Origin of the sequence: Amycolatopsis regifaucium, assembly GCF_001613935.1 — a bacterium.
GTDB classification, from domain to species: Bacteria; Actinomycetota; Actinomycetes; order Mycobacteriales; family Pseudonocardiaceae; genus Amycolatopsis; species Amycolatopsis regifaucium.
The window spans coordinates 210,375-226,656 of the sequence record NZ_LQCI01000010.1 but is presented as its reverse complement, the minus strand read 5'-3'; the positions used below and the strand labels follow the sequence as shown (position 1 = coordinate 226,656).

The 16,282-nt window shown below is 68.4% G+C and carries 18 protein-coding genes; 11 read left to right on the top strand and 7 right to left on the bottom strand.

Features of this window, described 5'->3' with window-relative positions; translation table 11 throughout:
* Positions 1 to 75 precede the first annotated feature (75 nt).
* Together AVL48_RS13430 and AVL48_RS13425 are read left to right on the top strand one after the other, a co-directional pair.
* Complete coding sequence (locus AVL48_RS13430; protein ID WP_177242358.1) at positions 76 to 1,068, top strand: cation diffusion facilitator family transporter; 993 nt, start codon at positions 76 to 78, stop codon at positions 1,066 to 1,068.
* Positions 1,065 to 2,111: a winged helix DNA-binding domain-containing protein gene (locus AVL48_RS13425; RefSeq protein ID WP_061983303.1), complete on the top strand. Its 1,047-nt coding sequence runs from the start codon at positions 1,065 to 1,067 to the stop codon at positions 2,109 to 2,111. The genes AVL48_RS13430 and AVL48_RS13425 overlap by 4 nt, the downstream gene beginning before the upstream one ends.
* Here AVL48_RS13425 and AVL48_RS13420 read toward each other — a convergent pair.
* Positions 2,104 to 3,261 (bottom strand): epoxide hydrolase family protein, encoded by a 1,158-nt coding sequence (locus AVL48_RS13420; protein ID WP_061983302.1) that lies wholly within the window; start codon positions 3,259 to 3,261, stop codon positions 2,104 to 2,106. The genes AVL48_RS13425 and AVL48_RS13420 overlap by 8 nt on opposite strands.
* A 67-nt stretch (positions 3,262 to 3,328) precedes the next feature.
* Between AVL48_RS13420 and AVL48_RS13415 the strand changes: the two genes are divergently transcribed.
* On the top strand, positions 3,329 to 3,721 hold the full coding sequence (locus AVL48_RS13415; RefSeq protein WP_061983301.1) for an NUDIX hydrolase: 393 nt from the start codon (positions 3,329 to 3,331) through the stop codon (positions 3,719 to 3,721).
* A 5-nt stretch (positions 3,722 to 3,726) separates the two neighbouring features.
* On the opposite strand, the gene AVL48_RS13410 is transcribed toward AVL48_RS13415, so the two are convergent.
* Positions 3,727 to 4,935: an MFS transporter gene (locus AVL48_RS13410; protein WP_061983300.1), complete on the bottom strand. Its 1,209-nt coding sequence runs from the start codon at positions 4,933 to 4,935 to the stop codon at positions 3,727 to 3,729.
* A gap of 80 nt (positions 4,936 to 5,015) precedes the next feature.
* Here AVL48_RS13410 and pdxR point away from each other — a divergent pair, with 80 nt between their 5' ends.
* The 4 genes from pdxR (at position 5,016) to AVL48_RS13390 (ending at position 8,169) form a co-directional block, all read left to right on the top strand.
* Positions 5,016 to 6,443 (top strand): MocR-like pyridoxine biosynthesis transcription factor PdxR, encoded by a 1,428-nt coding sequence (gene pdxR, locus AVL48_RS13405; protein ID WP_061983299.1) that lies wholly within the window; start codon positions 5,016 to 5,018, stop codon positions 6,441 to 6,443.
* A 155-nt stretch (positions 6,444 to 6,598) separates the two neighbouring features.
* Positions 6,599 to 7,042 carry a single-stranded DNA-binding protein gene (locus tag AVL48_RS13400; protein ID WP_061983298.1) on the top strand — a complete coding sequence of 148 codons (444 nt, stop codon included), beginning with the start codon at positions 6,599 to 6,601 and terminating at the stop codon, positions 7,040 to 7,042.
* A 99-nt stretch (positions 7,043 to 7,141) separates the two neighbouring features.
* Positions 7,142 to 7,450 carry a cupin domain-containing protein gene (locus AVL48_RS13395; RefSeq protein ID WP_061983297.1) on the top strand — a complete coding sequence of 103 codons (309 nt, stop codon included), beginning with the start codon at positions 7,142 to 7,144 and terminating at the stop codon, positions 7,448 to 7,450.
* A 92-nt stretch (positions 7,451 to 7,542) separates the two neighbouring features.
* Positions 7,543 to 8,169, top strand: coding sequence for a TetR/AcrR family transcriptional regulator (locus AVL48_RS13390; RefSeq protein WP_061983296.1), 627 nt, complete (start codon positions 7,543 to 7,545; stop codon positions 8,167 to 8,169).
* Here the strand turns inward: AVL48_RS13390 and AVL48_RS13385 are convergent.
* The 3 genes from AVL48_RS13385 to AVL48_RS13375 form a co-directional block, all read right to left on the bottom strand.
* Positions 8,159 to 9,109, bottom strand: a complete 951-nt coding sequence (locus tag AVL48_RS13385; RefSeq protein ID WP_061983295.1) for a hypothetical protein — start codon at positions 9,107 to 9,109, stop codon at positions 8,159 to 8,161. The two genes, AVL48_RS13390 and AVL48_RS13385, sit on opposite strands and share 11 nt — an antisense overlap.
* Before the next feature lie 222 nt (positions 9,110 to 9,331).
* A complete protein-coding gene (locus AVL48_RS13380) occupies positions 9,332 to 10,198 on the bottom strand; it encodes a hypothetical protein (protein ID WP_061983294.1) in 867 nt (288 codons plus the stop codon).
* Between the two features lie 19 nt (positions 10,199 to 10,217).
* A complete protein-coding gene (locus AVL48_RS13375; protein ID WP_082857630.1) occupies positions 10,218 to 11,405 on the bottom strand; it encodes an OmpA family protein in 1,188 nt (395 codons plus the stop codon).
* Positions 11,406 to 11,693: 288 nt separating this feature from the next.
* On the opposite strand from AVL48_RS13375, the gene AVL48_RS13370 reads away from it, so the two are divergent.
* The 3 genes from AVL48_RS13370 to AVL48_RS13360 are packed head-to-tail and all read left to right on the top strand — an operon-like array spanning position 11,694 to position 14,680.
* Positions 11,694 to 13,184 (top strand): PfkB family carbohydrate kinase, encoded by a 1,491-nt coding sequence (locus AVL48_RS13370; RefSeq protein ID WP_061983293.1) that lies wholly within the window; start codon positions 11,694 to 11,696, stop codon positions 13,182 to 13,184.
* Positions 13,177 to 13,776: a GTP cyclohydrolase II gene (locus tag AVL48_RS13365; RefSeq protein ID WP_061983292.1), complete on the top strand. Its 600-nt coding sequence runs from the start codon at positions 13,177 to 13,179 to the stop codon at positions 13,774 to 13,776. Before AVL48_RS13370 ends, AVL48_RS13365 begins: the two co-directional genes overlap by 8 nt.
* A 22-nt stretch (positions 13,777 to 13,798) precedes the next feature.
* Positions 13,799 to 14,680 (top strand): coiled-coil domain-containing protein, encoded by an 882-nt coding sequence (locus AVL48_RS13360; RefSeq protein ID WP_061983291.1) that lies wholly within the window; start codon positions 13,799 to 13,801, stop codon positions 14,678 to 14,680.
* On the opposite strand, the gene AVL48_RS13355 is transcribed toward AVL48_RS13360, so the two are convergent.
* Both AVL48_RS13355 and AVL48_RS13350 read right to left on the bottom strand, forming a co-directional pair.
* Positions 14,677 to 15,258: a DUF2269 family protein gene (locus tag AVL48_RS13355; RefSeq protein WP_063816542.1), complete on the bottom strand. Its 582-nt coding sequence runs from the start codon at positions 15,256 to 15,258 to the stop codon at positions 14,677 to 14,679. The genes AVL48_RS13360 and AVL48_RS13355 overlap by 4 nt on opposite strands.
* Positions 15,259 to 15,315: 57 nt before the next feature.
* Complete coding sequence (locus AVL48_RS13350; protein WP_061983289.1) at positions 15,316 to 15,828, bottom strand: mycothiol transferase; 513 nt, start codon at positions 15,826 to 15,828, stop codon at positions 15,316 to 15,318.
* A 99-nt stretch (positions 15,829 to 15,927) separates the two neighbouring features.
* On the opposite strand from AVL48_RS13350, the gene AVL48_RS13345 reads away from it, so the two are divergent.
* Positions 15,928 to 16,275 carry an ArsR/SmtB family transcription factor gene (locus AVL48_RS13345; RefSeq protein ID WP_061983288.1) on the top strand — a complete coding sequence of 116 codons (348 nt, stop codon included), beginning with the start codon at positions 15,928 to 15,930 and terminating at the stop codon, positions 16,273 to 16,275.
* The last annotated feature ends 7 nt before the right edge of the window (positions 16,276 to 16,282 follow it).

Below are 16,282 nucleotides of genomic sequence, written 5' to 3'. Positions count from 1 at the left end.
GACCGGAGGGTACCCGCTATCCTTCTGCCTGCGTACCTGCATGACTGCGCAGGTAGCATGACAGTGAGGTGAAAGATGACCGGACACGGGCATGGTCACGGGCACGGCCACCAGCGGGGGAAGAGCCGCCTCCGCTCTTTGCTGACCCCGCACAGCCACGACAGCGCCGACCGCGTCGACACCGCGCTCGAGACCAGCAAACGCGGCGTCCGCACGCTGATCTGGTCGTTCGCCGCGCTGTTCGTCACCGCCGTCGCCCAGCTCGCGCTCGTCCTGGTGACCGGTTCGGTGGCGCTGCTCGGCGACACGATCCACAACTTCGCCGACGCGCTGACCGCGGTCCCGCTCGGCATCGCCTTCCTGCTCGGCCGCCGCGCCGCCACCCGCCGCTACACGTACGGACTCGGGCGCGCCGAAGACCTCGCCGGGGTGCTCGTCGTCCTGCTCATCGCCGCCTCGGCCTTCCTCGCCGGCTACGAATCGGTCCTGCGGCTGCTCGACCCGCGTCCGGTCCAGCATCTGTGGGTGGTCGCGGCGGCGGGGGTCATCGGCTTCGCGGGCAACGAACTCGTGGCCAGGTACCGGATCATCGTCGGCCGCGAGATCGGATCCGCCGCGCTGGTCGCGGACGGGCTGCACGCGCGGACGGACGGTTTCACCTCGCTCGCGGTCGTGCTCGGCGCGGTGGGGGTCGCGTTCGGTTTCCCGCTGGCCGACCCGATCATCGGCCTCGCCATCACGGTCGCGATCCTGTTCGTCCTGCGTGATGCCGCCAAGGAGGTCTTCCGCCGTCTGATGGACGCCGTGGACCCGGCCGACGTCGATCGCGCCGAACGCGCGGCCGCCGAAGTCCCCGGCGTACTCGGCACGCGGGATCTGCGGATGCGCTGGATCGGGCACAGCCTGCGCGCGGAACTGGCGGTGTCGGTCGAAGCCGGGCTGACCGTCACGGAAGCGCACCACCTGGCCCACCGTGTCGAACAGCGGTTGCGCGAGGTCCTGCCGCGGCTCGCGGAGGCGGTCGTGCACACGGAACCGGCGAACGCCCATGAGATCGTCAACGGGTGACGCTGTCCGACGACGACATCCGCGCGGTCCGCGCCCGCGCGCAACTGCTCAGCGCCCCCGCCGCGGACGTACTCGCCGTGACCAGGGCGGTCGCCGCGATCCAGGCTCAGTCGAGTCCCGCGGCCAGGCTCGCGATCCGGGCCCGTAGCCGGGGCCTGGCCTCGTCGGACGTCGACACGTCTCGTGAGGTGAGCCGCACTTGGCTGATGCGCAAGACCCTCCATCTGGTTCCGACAGCGGATCTCCGCTGGCTGAACCGGCTGTTCGGCCCACGCAACGCCCAGGCAGGCCACGGACGGCGCGAGCAACTGGACCTCACCGACGAACTCTGCGAACGCGCGCTGGAGCACCTCCAGGATCTCCTGCCCGGCAAGGCACTCACCCGGCAGGAGATCGTGGAGGGCTTGGCCACCAACGGGATCGTGCTCGACGCGACCTCGCAGGCACCGCCCCACCTGCTGGCGTACGCGGCCAACCGCGGCTTGATCTGCCGAGGCCCGGACAGCGGAGCGGAACCGACATACGTTCTCCTCGACGAGTGGACCACCGAGGGGAACGACCCGGCCGACCCGCAGGCCGAACTCGCCCACCGCTATCTGACCGCGTACGGCATCGCGACGGCCGAAGACTTCAGCACCTGGTCCGGGCTCCCGCTCGGTCTCTGCCGCAAGGCCTTCGACGCGCTGGATCTCGTGCCCGCTGGTGACGGCTTCGCCCTCCGGGAGACCGATCTCTCCGCTCCCCCTTGTCCCCCGCGCCTGCTCGGCGCCTTCGACACCTTTCTGCTGGGCTACCGGGGCCGTGATCTGCTCCTCGACCCGGCACACGCGCAACGCGTCAACTCCGGCGGCGGGATGATCGCGCCCACCGTGCTGGTGGACGGCCGGATCGCCGGGACTTGGCGCGTCAAGCGAACCGCGAAGCAGACGAAGGTCGTCGTCGAACCCTTCGCCGCGCTTTCGCGGTCCGCCATCGCCGGACTCGAGTCCGAAGTGGACGATTACGGCCGCTTCCTCGGGGAAGCGACCGTAATCGTCATTTGAGGGACCGGAAGAATTCCCGCACGTCCGCGATCAGGATCTCGGGCTCCTCCAAGGCGGCGAAGTGCCCGCCGCGGTCGACATCGGTCCAGCGCACGATCGTGTGCGCGTCCTCCGAGTAGCGCCGGATCCCGACGTCGTGCGCGAAGACCAGGGCCGCCGTCGGCACGCCGGAGTTCTTCTCGACGGCTCCCCAGGTTTCCGCCTGCGCGTAGCCGACGTACGCGGACGAAGCCGCCGTACCGGTGAGCCAAGTGAACATGACGTTGGTCAGCAACCGGTCGCGGTCGATGATCTCTTCCGGCAGCGTCGGGCGCGGATGCGTCCACTCGCGGAACTTGTCCATGATCCAGGCCAGCTGGGCGACCGGGGAGTCCACGAGCCCGTAGCCGAGAGTCTGCGGGCGCGTCGACTGGATCGCGATGTAGCCGAACTCCTCCTGCATGAAGGCCTCGATCCGCTTGAGACGGTCGCGTTCGAGGTCGGTCAGCGACGCGCGTTCCTCCTCCGACATCGACATCGGGGGCATCGGCGTCAGGCCGCCGTTGACGTGCACACCGATCACCTTGTCCGGCGCCGCCCTGGCCACCTCCGGCGACACGGAAGCGCCGAGGTCGCCGCCCTGCACGCCGTAGCGTTCGTAGCCGAGTCGGCGCATCAGCTCCACCCAGGCACGGCCGATCCTCGGCATGGTCCAGCCGGAATCCGAGACGGGGCCCGAGAAACCGAATCCGGGCAGCGAGGGGATGACGAGATGGAACGCTTCCGCCGAGTCGTCACCGTGCGCTTTCGGGTCGGTGAGCGGTCCGATCACGTCCAGGAACTCCACCACCGAACCAGGCCAGCCGTGCGTGAGGATCAGCGGTGTCGCGTCGGCCTCGGGTGAGCGGACGTGCAGGAAGTGAATCCGCTGCCCGTCGATTTCCGTGGTGAACTGCGGGAACCGGTTGATCTCGCGCTCGGCGGCGCGCCAGTCGTAGCCGTCGCGCCAATACTCGGCGAGACCGCGCAGCCACGCGACCGGCACCCCGGTGTCCCAACCGTCGCCAGGGAGCGGAGCCGGCCAGCGCGCGCTGTCGAGTTTCGCGTGCAGTTCGTCCAGCTGCTCCTGAGGGATGTCGAGGCGGAAGGGGCGGATCTCCGTGTTTTCCATGAGACTCACGCTACGAATAATCGCGGACAGGTTCGGTCCTCAATCGAAAAGTCCTTAAGATGCGCTGGTGACGGACAAGTACTTGGCCTACGGCAGGCTCAGCCGCGGCGGGAGGATCCTGTTCCTCCGGCGGCGGCCGGGTTCCTTTCTCGGTGGCCGCTGGGAACTGCCGGGCGGCACCGTCGAGCCGGGAGAGCCGCCGTCGGACACCGCGGTCCGCGAGTGCGCCGAGGAGACCGGGCTGGCCGTGCGGGTCACCGGCGAACGTGGTGCCCACAGCTGGGACGACGTCGAAGGCAGGCCGATGCGGATCCACGCCACGGTGTACGCGCTCGCCGAAGACGAGCCGGGCGAGGTCGTGCTCAATCCGGACGAGCACGACGCCTTCGCCTGGTACACCCCGGAAGAGGCCGCGGGACTCGAGCTCGCCGCGCATTTCCGGCGGCCACTCGAAGACTGAGGCGCTCAAACCCCGGCGAGCACCGGAGCGGCGGCGGCGCTCCTGGTCCGCTCGGCCCAGCGGACCGCGGGGCCGATGAGCGCGCCCGCCAGCAGGAACAGCCCGCCCAGCACGACCCAGCCCGCCGCGCCGCCCACCAGGATGAGGCCGGTCAGCAGCACCGGACCGAGCATGCGGGCGATGGCCGTCCCGGCACCGAAGAGTCCTTGGTACTGGCCCTGTTTGCCGTCGGGCGCGAGACCGAAGGCGATTTCCCACGAGCCCGCCGCCTGGGCCATCTCCCCCACCACCTGCAGGGCGGCACCCGCGAGCAGGACCAGCGCCGCCATCCAGGCCGAACCGCTCATGGCGGAGATCGAGAAGAGCAAGCAGGAGAGGAAGAGCAGCGCCCCCGCGTACCGGGCGTAGCGAGAGGCGCTGCGCAATCCGGTCACACCACGCGCCACCCGCACCTGGAAGACCACGACACTGGCGGTGTTGAGCACCAGCATCGCCGAAACCAGCCAGCCGGGGGCCGCGGTTCGCGTCGAGATCCACAGCGGCAGGACCAGGCTGAACAGCGGCATGTAGAGCAGCATGATCATGTTGAGCAACGCCAGCAGGGCGTACGGGCGGTCGCGGAGAACGGCCACGGACGGTTCGCCGGCCCGCGCGGGAGCCGGAGCGACCGAAGGCACCTTTCGGAGGACCAGAGCCGCCGCGACGAAGCTGAGCGCGTCGATGACGAAGACGGTCAGGAAGGCCTCTCGCGTACCGATGGCGAGTGCGATCCCGCCGAGGGCCGCCCCGGTCGCGATCCCGGCGTTGGACATCGCCTGCAACCGGGCGCGGAACGTGGTGCGCCCGGCCGGGTCGACCAGGCCGGCGAGCAGTGCCTGCCGTGCCGCGCCGAGACCGCATTGAAAGCAGGCGTAAACGCAGGCCGCGATCACGAAGGCCACGACCGAACCGACGAAGAGGAACGCGCTGACGGACGCCGCCGTCCCCAGCCCCAGGAATACGGCCGTCCCCTTCGGCCCGCGCCGGTCGGCCAGCTGTCCCAGCGCGATCCCGGCGACCGAGCCGACCGCCCAGCCCACGGTGAGGCCGAGGCCGACCTGCGCGGGCGAGAGCCCGACGATCAGCGTGAAGTACAGGGCCGAACTGACGTAGTAGGCGCCGTCGCCGACGGAGCTGATCAGCTGGGCCAAAGCCAGTCGTTTCGTGGACTCCATGCCCTCAAGTTAAGGGCCACATTGGCTATATCCCAGCGCCAATTCCGCACGATTTGATTGGGCCAATGTAGGCTCAGCCGGTGCCGTTCCACATCAGCCTCGACGGCCACACCGACCTGGCCGCGCGGATCTACCGTCAACTCCGCGACGGCATCCTCGACGGACGCCTGCCGCCCGGGGAACGCCTGCCGCCGACCAGGGAACTGGCCGTCGAACTCGACGTCTCGCGCAACACCGTCGCGGTCGCCTACGAACGGCTCGCCGCGGAAGGCTTCCTCAGCGGGCAGGTCGGGCGCGGGACGTTCGTCAGCGCGGATCCCGTGGCGCGGGTGGATCGCGCCGCCCCGGCGGGCGCGGGAGTGCGGCCGTCCGCCCGCTGGCGTGCGCTCCCGCCCCCGCTCGGCGCCGACCGATCCGTGCCCGAGTTCGATTTCCGCGTCGGCGCCCCGGACCCTGCCCTGTTCCCGCTGCGGACCTGGCGGCGGCTGGTCGGTCAGGCGCTGCGGCCCTCGCTGCTCCCGCGCTCGGGATACGCCGATCCGGCCGGGCTCGAAGCACTGCGGGTCGCGATCGCCCGGCATATCGGCGCCGCCCGGTCGGTGCGGGCGAGCGGCGAGGACGTCCTGATCACCCAAGGGGCGCAACAGGCTCTCGATCTGGCCGGCCGGGTCCTGATCGAACCCGGCACGCGCGTCGCCGTCGAAGACCCTGGTTATCCGCCGGCCGAGCGGCTTTTCGCCGCCCTCGGCGCCCTAGTCGTCAAGGTGCCCGTGGACGCCGAAGGCCTCGACGTCACGGCACTCACCCGCGGCACCCGCTTGATCTACACGACGCCCTCGCACCAGTTCCCGCTCGGCACTCCGATGTCACTCGCCAGGAGGACGGCGTTGCTGGCGTGGGCGGAGCGGAACGACGCGGTGATCGTCGAGGACGATTACGACAGCGAGTACCGGTTCTCCGACAGGCCGCTCGAACCGCTCCAAAGCCTGGACCACCATGGCCGCGTCCTCTACGTCGGATCGTTCTCGAAGACGCTGCTGCCCTTGCTGCGGCTCGGTTTCCTGGTCGCGCCCGCTTCGCTGCGCCCGGCCTTGCGGCACGCGAAGCAACTGACGGACTGGCACGGCGACCTCGTCACCCAATCCGCCATGGCGAGTTTCATCGACGAGGGACTGCTCTCCCGGCACGTCCGCAAGGCCACTCGGGAGTATTCGGCGCGACGCGACCGGATTCTGACCTTCGTGCGCGACGAACTGCGGGACGTGCTGGAGATCGTGCCTTCGAGCGCCGGGCTTCATCTGTGCGCGCCGGTCGCTCCACATGCGACGGTCATTGTGGACGAAGCCGTCACGGCGGCGGCCCGCGCCGGGGTGACCTTCGAAAGCCTGTCCAGGTACGGGGGAACACGCGAAGGGCTGGTGATCGGTTATGGGCTGGTCGGTTCCGAGCGGATCGGCGAAGGGCTTTCCCGGCTCGCCGAGTGCGTTTCAGCCGCGCATATGTCGTGACAGGGAATCTCGGGACATCTTTCGGCTCGAAAGACCCTTTCATCACATCCCGGTACCGCGGACGTGGAGAAACTGTCGTACCCCGGTGGTCTCCTCTTCCCAGGCGACAGCGGGCCCCGGCCGGGGCCCGCGCGCGGAAACGAGGAGGAAGTCCCATGGCCGGAGAGACGGTGCTCACGGTGATCGGCAATCTGACGACCGACCCGGAACTGAGGTTCACTCCGTCGGGGGCGGCGGTCGCGAACTTCACGGTCGCGTCGACCCCGCGCGTGCTGGACCGCGCGAGCGGGGAATGGCGCGACGGCGACCCGCTGTTCCTGCGGTGCTCACTCTGGAAGCAGGCCGCGGAGAACCTCACCGAATCACTCACCCGAGGGACCAGGGTGATCGTGCAGGGCAGGTTGAAGCAGCGATCGTTCGAAACGAAGGAGGGCGAGAAACGGACGGTGGTGGAACTCGACGTCGACGAGATCGGTCCGTCCCTGCGCTATGCCACGGCGAAGGTGAACAAGGCGGGCCGCAGTTCGGGTGGCGCCCCGTCGGACGGCGCTTGGGAGCGAACGCCGGTGACCGCCGGCAGCCCGGAGCCGCCCTTCTGAACGTGCCGTGTGGAGAGTGATTCGGGTCGTTCCGAAGACCCGAATCACTCACGGCCTTCACGCTCGCCCGCCCGCCTCGGCCGGGGTTAGGGTGGTGGAATGAGCGACGACGCCCTGGAAACCGTCGAAGGCCGCGACATCGGCTCCGGGATCTCGATCATCCGCGAGCGGACCGACGTCGAGGGATCCGGGCCCAGACTGCACCGGCATCCGTACGGCGAAACGTTCGTCATCCTCCGCGGCCGGGCGAGGTTCACGATCGGCGCCGCCGAACGCGAGGGTGGCGCGGGCGAGGTCCTCGTCGTACCCGCGGACACCCCGCACAAGTTCGCCGTGATCGGACCGGAAGTCTACGAAGCCGTCCACATCCACGAAAGCGACCATTTCATCACCGAGTGGCTCGAATGAATTCTGTCGCACACAAGAAAACCGTTCCGGCGCTAGACTCCGACGACGTGCTCGTGGCCGGCGGGCACCCGAGGCGACGGGAACCGGGATCTGTGACCGACGTGGCGGACCGTAGCGGTGACCAAACCCGTCGGGTGGACAGGTTCGACCAACGACGCGCGCAGCTGGCGATGTCGGCATTGGTCACGTTGTCCGAACTCGGCTATGCCCGGACGAGCCTGCGGGAGATCGCGCAGAACTCCGAGTTCTCCCACGGCGTGCTGCACTATTACTTCCGGAACAAGGTCGAGCTGATCACCTACTGCGTCAAGCAGTACAAAACTGAATGCGTCGCCCGGTACGACCGGATAGTCGAGACCGCGCAAACGGCCGAAGAACTGAAGCTGGCCTTCAGCACCGCGATGGTGGCCACGCTGCGCGAAGACGCCCGACTGCACCGGCTCTGGTACGACCTGCGCAACCAGAGCCTGTTCGAAAAGGTGTTCCGGGCCGACGTCCTTGCCATCGACGAGACCCTCGAAGGGATGATCTGGCGAATCGTCGCCCGGTACGCGGAGCTGCTCGGCAAGCCGCTGGCGCTGACTCCGTCCACGACGTACGCGCTTTTCGACGGCCTGTTCCAGCAAGGCCTGCTGAAGTACCTCGCCGGCCGGGAAGACGCGGCGAAGTGCCTTCAGGAGTCGGTCGAGCAGGTCCTGGCGCGGATTTTCACCACTTGACGGTCGGATACCAGATGAGGCCGGTCCGGCCCAGCACCCGCAGATCCCAGTACAGCAGGGTGAACGTGCCGGCGACCAGCAGCGCGGCGCCGGTCACCACGGCGATCCTGGTGGGCTTCGCGAGCATCCACCGCTGCAGTCGCCCACCCGTGCCGTGGGTGAGCACGAGGAACAGCAGCGCCATCACCAGGATGTTGCCGACCGACTGCAGCGCGAACGCCGCGGCACCGTAGAAGACGTTGTGGCTTTCGGCCGCGCTGCGGAACATGATCCGGAACAACGGGAAGGGGCGGCCGATCAGGAAACCGCCGATGAGCGCGCCCATCAGGACGAGCGGAGCGGGCGGGAAGCGGCGCGTGAGGTCGGCGATCGGATTGCGGATGATGCCGACGGAAGCCAAGCCCAGCACGATGAACACGACCCCGATCACGCCGTAGACGATCATCGACTGGATGTTGCGCGGACTGAGCCCGCCCGACGAGGAAGCGATCGAGAACTGCGGCATCCGGGTGCCGACGAGCGCGACGATGACGCCGTACACCACGGAAACGGTCAACATGCCCGCCGCAATCCAGCCCAGCGGCCTCAACGTGTTCACGAACTTGGGCCGTCCGCTGGTCTCTCCGCCGACGAGCGGGGCGACGGCACCGAAAGCGGCGATGTTGCAGGCGGTGAACGTTCCGGCGAGTCCGGAGACGAACGCGAAGAACGTCCCGGCCAGCACTCCGCCGATCGGGGTCTCTTTGGCGCTGTGTCCCAGCAGGGTGTTGGCCACGCTGTCACCGATCACACTGTCCACAAAGGGCGCGGACCAGAGCACCGTCAGCAGGAATCCGGCGAGGACGGACCAGCACACCACTCGCCACCGGTGTTCCGGATACGGTCCGGAACCGAGGAAATGCGCTTGCGGGGCAACGGGGACGCGATCGGTGACGGACACTCGGGCCTCCAGCGGCAGATGACTTCCCCGGGATCCGCGATCCCTGGTACCCATCGTTGTTCCGCCACCGGAGGCGCGCCACCTCCAAAGTGCCGATCCCTGGTTGGTCCGATCGCGGGCGGGGAGTCCGGATTCACCGCCTCGGCGGGTGCCACCGAGCGAGCCGAGCCGCTACGGCGGCCCCTCGCGGGAGGCTGGGCCGTGTCCTGTGCAGGACACAGCCTAGGTGTCCACCGTGGCGCGGAACGGATACTCGCCTTCGAGCCGCTGCAGTTGCGCCGTCAGCTCGCCGACGCGGACCTCGTACTCGCGGCGCAGCGATTCGCAGCGCATGATCATCGCGCTGTAGCACCGTAGATCGTCCTGTTCCAGCGAACCGTCACGGAACGCCGTCCAGAACACCAGCGCGGCCGAAATGAGCATCACGAAGGCGACCAGCACCGCCAGCAGGAAGGCGAGACTGTCGAGTCCGCTCAGCTCGCCTTCGGTGTAGACGCGGACGAACATCACCGCCGCGATCAGCCCCACCAGCACCACCGCGGCCAGCATGCTGAGCTTCGACCCGCGGGACAGCGTGCGCCAGGTGAGCCGTCGCCGGTCGTCCTTGTTCTCTCGCTGGTTGTGCCCGAGGTGGTACAGCGCGGTCGCGGCACCACCGGTGGCCAGCACCGAGATCACGAAGCTGATCACCAGTGGCAGACCGAGCGGGTTCGTCCAGTCGACGTTGAACACCGAACTCGCCAGCCAGAGCATCACCGGGAAGTCGACCACCACCAGCCCGAAGAGGGTGAGTGCCTTCGCCGACCGCGACACCCGGTAGTGCCGCAGGCTGCCGCGCAGTTCGTCGGTGTCGATCTGCTCGGTCAGCATCTCCGCGCGGTGTTTGGCCTCGTGGACGGTCATGAACTGCCCACGTGGCCCGATCACCGGGGTGCGCAGAACGCGGTCGGCGGCGAGTTTCAATTCCGTGATCCGCGCGCCCAGCCTCCCCCGCGTCCCGGCGGCCGCCCGCTGGTAGTCGTCGTGATATTCCTCCACCGCCACCCGGGGACGGGGCAGCTGGGGCGTGATCCGGTCCAAGCCGTCCATGACTGTTTCCTCCCTCTTCTCAGTACGTGATGTCGACCCGGCGCATCTTCACGGCGACACCTTCGTCGAAGGCACCGCCGGACATCGCCGTCATCCCTGGCGCGGTTCCCCCTCCACTCGAATCGATCGGACCTTCCACTCCGGCCGCGCGCAACGCGCCCGCCACCGCGTTCGCGCGCGCGGCCGACAGTTCCGCCCTGCCCTGTTCGGTCGAACCCGGCGGATCCGCGGTGAACCCGCGAACGACCACCTTCGCCGTCGGCCGCTCGGCGCGCTTCGCGACGATCCTCGCCGACAGTTCCGCCAGAACCCCTTGTGCCGCGGGAGAAAGCGCGGCCGAGTCCCCGGCGAAACCGAGGACGTCGTCGGACAACGTCGTCTTGGTCGTCCCGTCCGGCCCGGTGACCGAGACGATCCCCGGTACCGGGACCTCCGGTGTCGGGACGGTCCCGTTCGGTGGCCCCGCCTCGGGCCTCGCGTCGTCGATGAGGCATTCGGCGGCGCCGGCCGCGCGGCAGATCTCCCGCCAGTACGCGGCGAGCCGTTCCCTGGTCGGCAGGGAGAGCGGCACCTGACGGCCCGCGGTTGCGCCGAGCCCGGTCATCACGAACCGATGGCCGTCGAGCCGCGGCAGGAGGCCGCGTGTCTTCAGTTCCGCCGCCAGCGCGGCGGGTTCGAGCTGCCATCCGGTGCGCCGCAGGTCGAACCCGCCCGCGGTCGACAGTCCGCTGCTGAGCACGACGAGCGTCCCGTGCCCGGCGCCGCGGACGGCGTTGTCGATGCCCGACAGCAGGTCGACGCCGGAGTGCGTGGCCGCGAGTCCGCCGACGGATTCGGCTACCCGCCGGACGTTGCCCTCGATGAGGCTTTCACGCTGCAGCCCGTGCTCGACGGCGCCGTTGGCCCGGCGCGGCGTCAGCGGAAAGGTCCGCGCGGTGTCGCCGTCCGCCGTGGTCACGATGGCGAGGCTGCCTTTGCCGTTCTTCCCGTCGGTGGCGTCCCGGCTGTGGGCGGCCTCCGCGAGCAGGCTCTCGATTTCCCGGGGCAACGACGGACGAGGCTCGTTCGAGCTGGCCGAGGCGAGGATGACGATGCGCTCGCCATCGCCCCCGGCTGCTCCCGCCCGGCTTCCACAGGCGCTGACCAGCGAAGTCACCAGCGCGGTGAGCAACAAGAAGATCGGTGGTGCGGCTTGCGAACGCTTCATGACGACCTCCCCGACTTTGAAGGCAAGGTCAGTGTGACAGTTGCCGGTAACAAGCGTCAATTGCCAATCGATGTAGGCAACTGACAGATATGAATCTGAGAGATATCCACCCCTTCTCCGAGCCACACTGGTTCGAATGAGTGAAGAACCGCTGCAGGGAGTCGCGACCGACCCACCAGGGCACGGCGGTATGCTCCCCGAGAACTACGAGGAGTAATGTGCGGCAATAGCCACACAGTAGGCCCAGCGCGATGGCAACTGCCGATGCGAACGGAGTAATCTATTCCGATGAGTGGTCCGGTGCCCGGCGTGGACGGTGTCCGCAGTGCCCTCGTGAGGCTGCGGACGCGGACCGGACTGAGCGCGGAAAGGTTGCGCTCCACCGAGGTCGGGGTCCGCCCGATCCTCGATCTCCCGGTCGTCCGGCAAATCGTCAACACCACGGACAAATCCGAACCCGAGGCCGCGCTGGAAGCGGTGCGGAGGATCGCCGGTCAGCTCCCCACCGAAGACCTCGTGATCGTCGACATGGCCCTCTCCCTCGGCCTGCTCGCGAAGCGGTTCCCCGACGAGCCCGAGATCGAAACCTTGTACGCGGCAGATGTCGGTGAACGCCGCGAGCGTCTCGTGGAGCTGTGGGAGCCGATCCATCGGTTACTCGGCGTGAGCATCCCGGAGCGCCATCTGACCGTGCGGGCGCTCCGGTCCACCCTCGAAAGTGCCGCCCTCGCCAAACTGGCCGAACTCTGTGTCAGCAGCTCGGTTCTCGACGTGGCCTTCCCGGAACCCAGCACCGCGAAGGACGCCACGACCCGCGCGGCGACCGTGAGCGTGATCGGCTCGGCCGTGGTGGACCACATCTACGTCGTGGACCACATCCCCTCCCCCGGGTCGTCGACCCCGCTGATCTCCTACGAGACCCATCCAGGCGGCAAAGGCCTCAACCACGCGGTCGCCAACGCCCGGCTGGGCATGGACGTGCACATGATCACCGCGGTGGGAGACGACGCGCCCGGCCAGATGCTCCTGGACTACATGACCGCCGAGGGCATGCGGCTGAACCTGGTCAAGGTGGTACCGAACGCCAAGACGCCGGTGGTCGGGGTGTTCATGACCCGCAACGGCGGCGCGGTCCTGCTGCCGTGGATGAACGAAGGCGAGATCCGGCTCGATCCGGCCGACTTCCACACCCACTCGCTGCGCAATGTCCTCGAAGCGTCGGACGCCGTCGTGATCACCTTCGAACAGCCCATCGCGGCCACCCGCGAGGTGCTGCGAGTGGTCAGCAGCCTCGAGAAGAAGCCCCTGATCGTGGTCCGGCCGTCCCCGCCGATCGCCAGCCCCCAGTTCCTCTACGAACATTTCTCCGACATCGACTACCTGGTCGGCACCCAGTGGGAGCTGCGCGAGCTTCTTTCGGGGGCCAGCGACGAGATCACGACGGAGTCGCTGGCCGCGAGCCTGCTCCTGCTCGGCGTGCACGGCGTCTGCATCACCGAAGAATTCGGCTGCATGGTGCGGTCGGAACATCTGCGGGCGGACATCGCCCGCTTCCCGACCGCCTTACGGGACACCCCCGGAGCGCGGGAGGCCTTCAGCGCGGCGCTGATCCACCGCTTGCTGCAGAAAGATCGCAAAATCGACCAGTCCGATCTCGAATGGGCGACCGCTGCCATGACCGCGGCCCAGTCGTTCGGCGGGGTCGCGGATTCGATGCCATTGGCGCAACAGGTGGACCGCGTCCTCAAGGTTACCCCGGAGCACGAGACCGATGACTGAACAACTCTTCGTCGAGCATTCACTCAACCGGACCGGTGGCACCGGCTTCCGGGTCCGGGTCCTCGACAACGAACCGGCCGCGGACAATCCCCCGGTGGCCGCGATCTACGGCGAACCGGCGGACGATTGCCTGGTCCGGATCCATTCGCGCTGCGTCTACTCCGAGATCCTCGGCTCGGTCGACTGCGACTGCCACGACCAGGTGCAACAGGCGAAGGAACTGATCACCGCCGCCGGTACGGGCGTGATCATCTACCTCGACCAGGAGGGACGAGGAGCGGGCCTGCTCGCCAAGGCACGCGGGTACGTCTACAGCCAGCTGCACCAGGCCGACACGTTCACCAGCTACCGCGCGCTGCACCTTCCCGCCGACTCCCGCGACTACGCGGCCGCCGCCGATCTGCTGGAAAGCCTGGACTTGACCCGGGTGACCCTGCTGACCAACAATCCCGAAAAGGTGAAGGCACTGGAGTCCCGTGGGATCATCGTCAAACGCGAGCCGTCGATCGTGCCGGTGAGTGACTCGGCTCGCGCGTACCTGGAGGCCAAGCGCGAGCAAGGCCACCTGATCCCGAGCCTGACCGACAGCTGAGCCACCGGTTCCGCGGAGGACGATGGACTTCGACAAGGTCGCGGACGAACTCTACGCCGGCGATCCGGCCGAGTTCGTCACGGTGCGCAACCAGCGGGCGAAAGAAGCCAAAGCGGCGGGTGAAGCCGCCTTGGCCGAACGTATCCGCGCGCTGCGGAAGCCCACACTCGCGGCCACGATCCTCAACCGCCGGGCCGGTTCCCCCGAGCTGAAGGAATTGGCACAGCTGGGCGAAGAGCTGCGCAAGGCGCATTCGGCGCTGGCCGGAGCGGAACTGCGCAAACTCACCCGGCGGCGTCAGGAACTGGTGAACCAGGTCCTGCACGACGAACGCTCGATGAGCGAGCCGGTCGCCCGTGAGGTCGAAGCGACTCTCGAAGCCGTCGTGGCCGACCCGGAAGTGGCGGCGCTGGCCTTGGCCGGACGGCTGAGCACCGGCGCGGACAGCGCGGGCGACCAGTGGCTGACGAGCGGCTTCACGCCGCGGCCGAAGCGGGAACCCGCCCCGGAACGGGAAAAGCCCGCCACCGTGTCGCATTTGGACGATCGACGGAAGGCGAAGCGGAAGGCCGCCGCCGACGCCGCGTCGAAGGCCGAACAGGAGCGGACCGCGAAGGCCCGCGAAGAAGCCGAGCGCGAACAGAAGCGGGTAGCGGAGTTCAACCGGCTCCGACGCGAAGCCGCCGATCTCGCGAAAGCCCGCAAGCAAGCGGAAATCGACCTCTCCCGGGCCGAACGTCGTGCCGAGAAGAGCACCGAGAAGGCGAACGATCTCCGACGGCGGCTCGCCGACGCCGAACTCGAGGAAGAGGCGGCGAATGGCGAGGCCACCGCCGCCCAGGCCACTTTGGACGATCTGCGCTCCGAAGCGAAGCGGATCGATGAGGCACTCGAACGGTTCTAGAGTCGCCGCGTTTGGTCGGCTGATTGCGGCACGCGATCGCGCCTGGTGGTCGCCCTTCGCCCATACGGCGTCTTCCCGCCCGGCTTGTACACCGACAGCACGGTCATGGTCAGGTACATCGTCGTGGACACGATGATCGGGTAGAACCCGTCCGGACGCCGTCCCATCTCGACGAACACTCCGTCCATAGTGGACTCGGTGAGCGCGGCCAGTTCCCGGAGCCCCGGGAGCAGCGAGAACAGGGTCAGCCCCACCGCGATCAGGGTCAGCACCAGTTTGATCGCGACCCATTTATACCGGATCAGCCCCCATTTCGTGCCGACGCCGAGCACGAGCCCGCTGACCAGGGCGATCAGGCTCACCGGCAGCAGCAGGTATCCGCCGATCCGGTCCATCACGAGGATGGCCGCGTGCTGGAGGCGGGGGTCGCCGGTGAAGACGGAGATGAAGGTCAGTACCGCGTTCACCACGGTGATCCCGAGCCAGCCGACGGACGAGACGACATGGACGACGAGGACGAGTTTCCGCCACCGGGGCGTGAGCTTCGTCGGCGGTCGCCGCACTGTGGAAGTACTCATGCGGCCAGTGTTTCCGCGCGCCGAGCCTCCGTCGTCCGTCGTGGAGCGGCACCTGTCCTACGTATCGCGGAGTACGAGTCCCCGGACGTACGCGGCCTGCCCGGCGTGCTGCAGATCGTCGGAAAGAACGCTGACCAGGCGTACCCCGAGGGTGACGGGCGGATCCCACGCCTCGTCGACGATACGGTCGAGAGCGGCTTCGTCGAGACCGGCCACCCAAGCCGTCGTCGCTTCGTGCACTTCGTCGTAGTACCCGGTCAGCAGATCGGCGGAGTCGACCCGGACCGCGTCGACGTCCTCGGGGCGATGCCCGTACCCGATGTCGGCCGCCGGGAACGGCAGCTCGAACCGGTCCAGCCAGCCTCGCGAGGTCCAGATCTGCTCGGTGCCCATGAGGTCGGCGACATGATCGTCCTGCACCCGTGCCAGGTGCCAGACCAGCCAGGCGATCGTGTTCGCGCCCGGCGCCGGGCTCGCGACCAGCTGCTCGGCACTGAGCCCCTCGACGGCCTCGTGCACGACCTCTCGGATGCGGCCGAACTCGTCGGCCAGCACTTCGGCCAGTTTCATCGAATCCCCTTCCGGCGTCTCCAGCCCACGATGCCACCGCCAGGTGACCCCTGCCTTGCCATCTTGACTTATATAAGTCCAGGCCGTGATAGTGGCGGGATGCACGCGTTCGACGTCCTCGGGGATCCGGTGCGCCGCCGGATCCTGGAACTGCTGGCGGGCGGGGAACAGAGTTCCGGCGACGTGACCACGGTGGTCCGCGCCGAGTTCGGGATCTCGCAGCCCGCGGTCTCCCAGCATCTGCGCGTCCTGCGCGAGAACGGCTTCACCACCGTCCGCGCCGAGGGCACGCGGCGGCTGTACTCGGTGGATCCGGGGCCACTCAAGGAGATCGACGGCTGGCTGGAGCAGTACCGGCGCTTCTGGACCGGGCCGCTCGACGCGCTCGCCACCGAGATCGCCCGCGGCCGCCGCGAACGCCGGAAGGCCGCCGAAGACGACGGCTAAGCTCGCC

Coding starts and splice junctions, on each gene's coding strand:
- AVL48_RS13430 (WP_177242358.1), top strand. CDS start 76: ATGACCGGACACGGGCATGGTCACGGGCACGGCCACCAGCGGGGGAAG.
- AVL48_RS13420 (WP_061983302.1), bottom strand. CDS start 3,261: ATGGAAAACACGGAGATCCGCCCCTTCCGCCTCGACATCCCTCAGGAG.
- AVL48_RS13410 (WP_061983300.1), bottom strand. CDS start 4,935: ATGGAGTCCACGAAACGACTGGCTTTGGCCCAGCTGATCAGCTCCGTC.
- AVL48_RS13400 (WP_061983298.1), top strand. CDS start 6,599: ATGGCCGGAGAGACGGTGCTCACGGTGATCGGCAATCTGACGACCGAC.
- AVL48_RS13395 (WP_061983297.1), top strand. CDS start 7,142: ATGAGCGACGACGCCCTGGAAACCGTCGAAGGCCGCGACATCGGCTCC.
- AVL48_RS13380 (WP_061983294.1), bottom strand. CDS start 10,198: ATGGACGGCTTGGACCGGATCACGCCCCAGCTGCCCCGTCCCCGGGTG.
- AVL48_RS13375 (WP_082857630.1), bottom strand. CDS start 11,405: ATGAAGCGTTCGCAAGCCGCACCACCGATCTTCTTGTTGCTCACCGCG.
- AVL48_RS13370 (WP_061983293.1), top strand. CDS start 11,694: ATGAGTGGTCCGGTGCCCGGCGTGGACGGTGTCCGCAGTGCCCTCGTG.
- AVL48_RS13365 (WP_061983292.1), top strand. CDS start 13,177: ATGACTGAACAACTCTTCGTCGAGCATTCACTCAACCGGACCGGTGGC.
- AVL48_RS13360 (WP_061983291.1), top strand. CDS start 13,799: ATGGACTTCGACAAGGTCGCGGACGAACTCTACGCCGGCGATCCGGCC.
- AVL48_RS13355 (WP_063816542.1), bottom strand. CDS start 15,258: ATGAGTACTTCCACAGTGCGGCGACCGCCGACGAAGCTCACGCCCCGG.
- AVL48_RS13350 (WP_061983289.1), bottom strand. CDS start 15,828: ATGAAACTGGCCGAAGTGCTGGCCGACGAGTTCGGCCGCATCCGAGAG.
- AVL48_RS13345 (WP_061983288.1), top strand. CDS start 15,928: ATGCACGCGTTCGACGTCCTCGGGGATCCGGTGCGCCGCCGGATCCTG.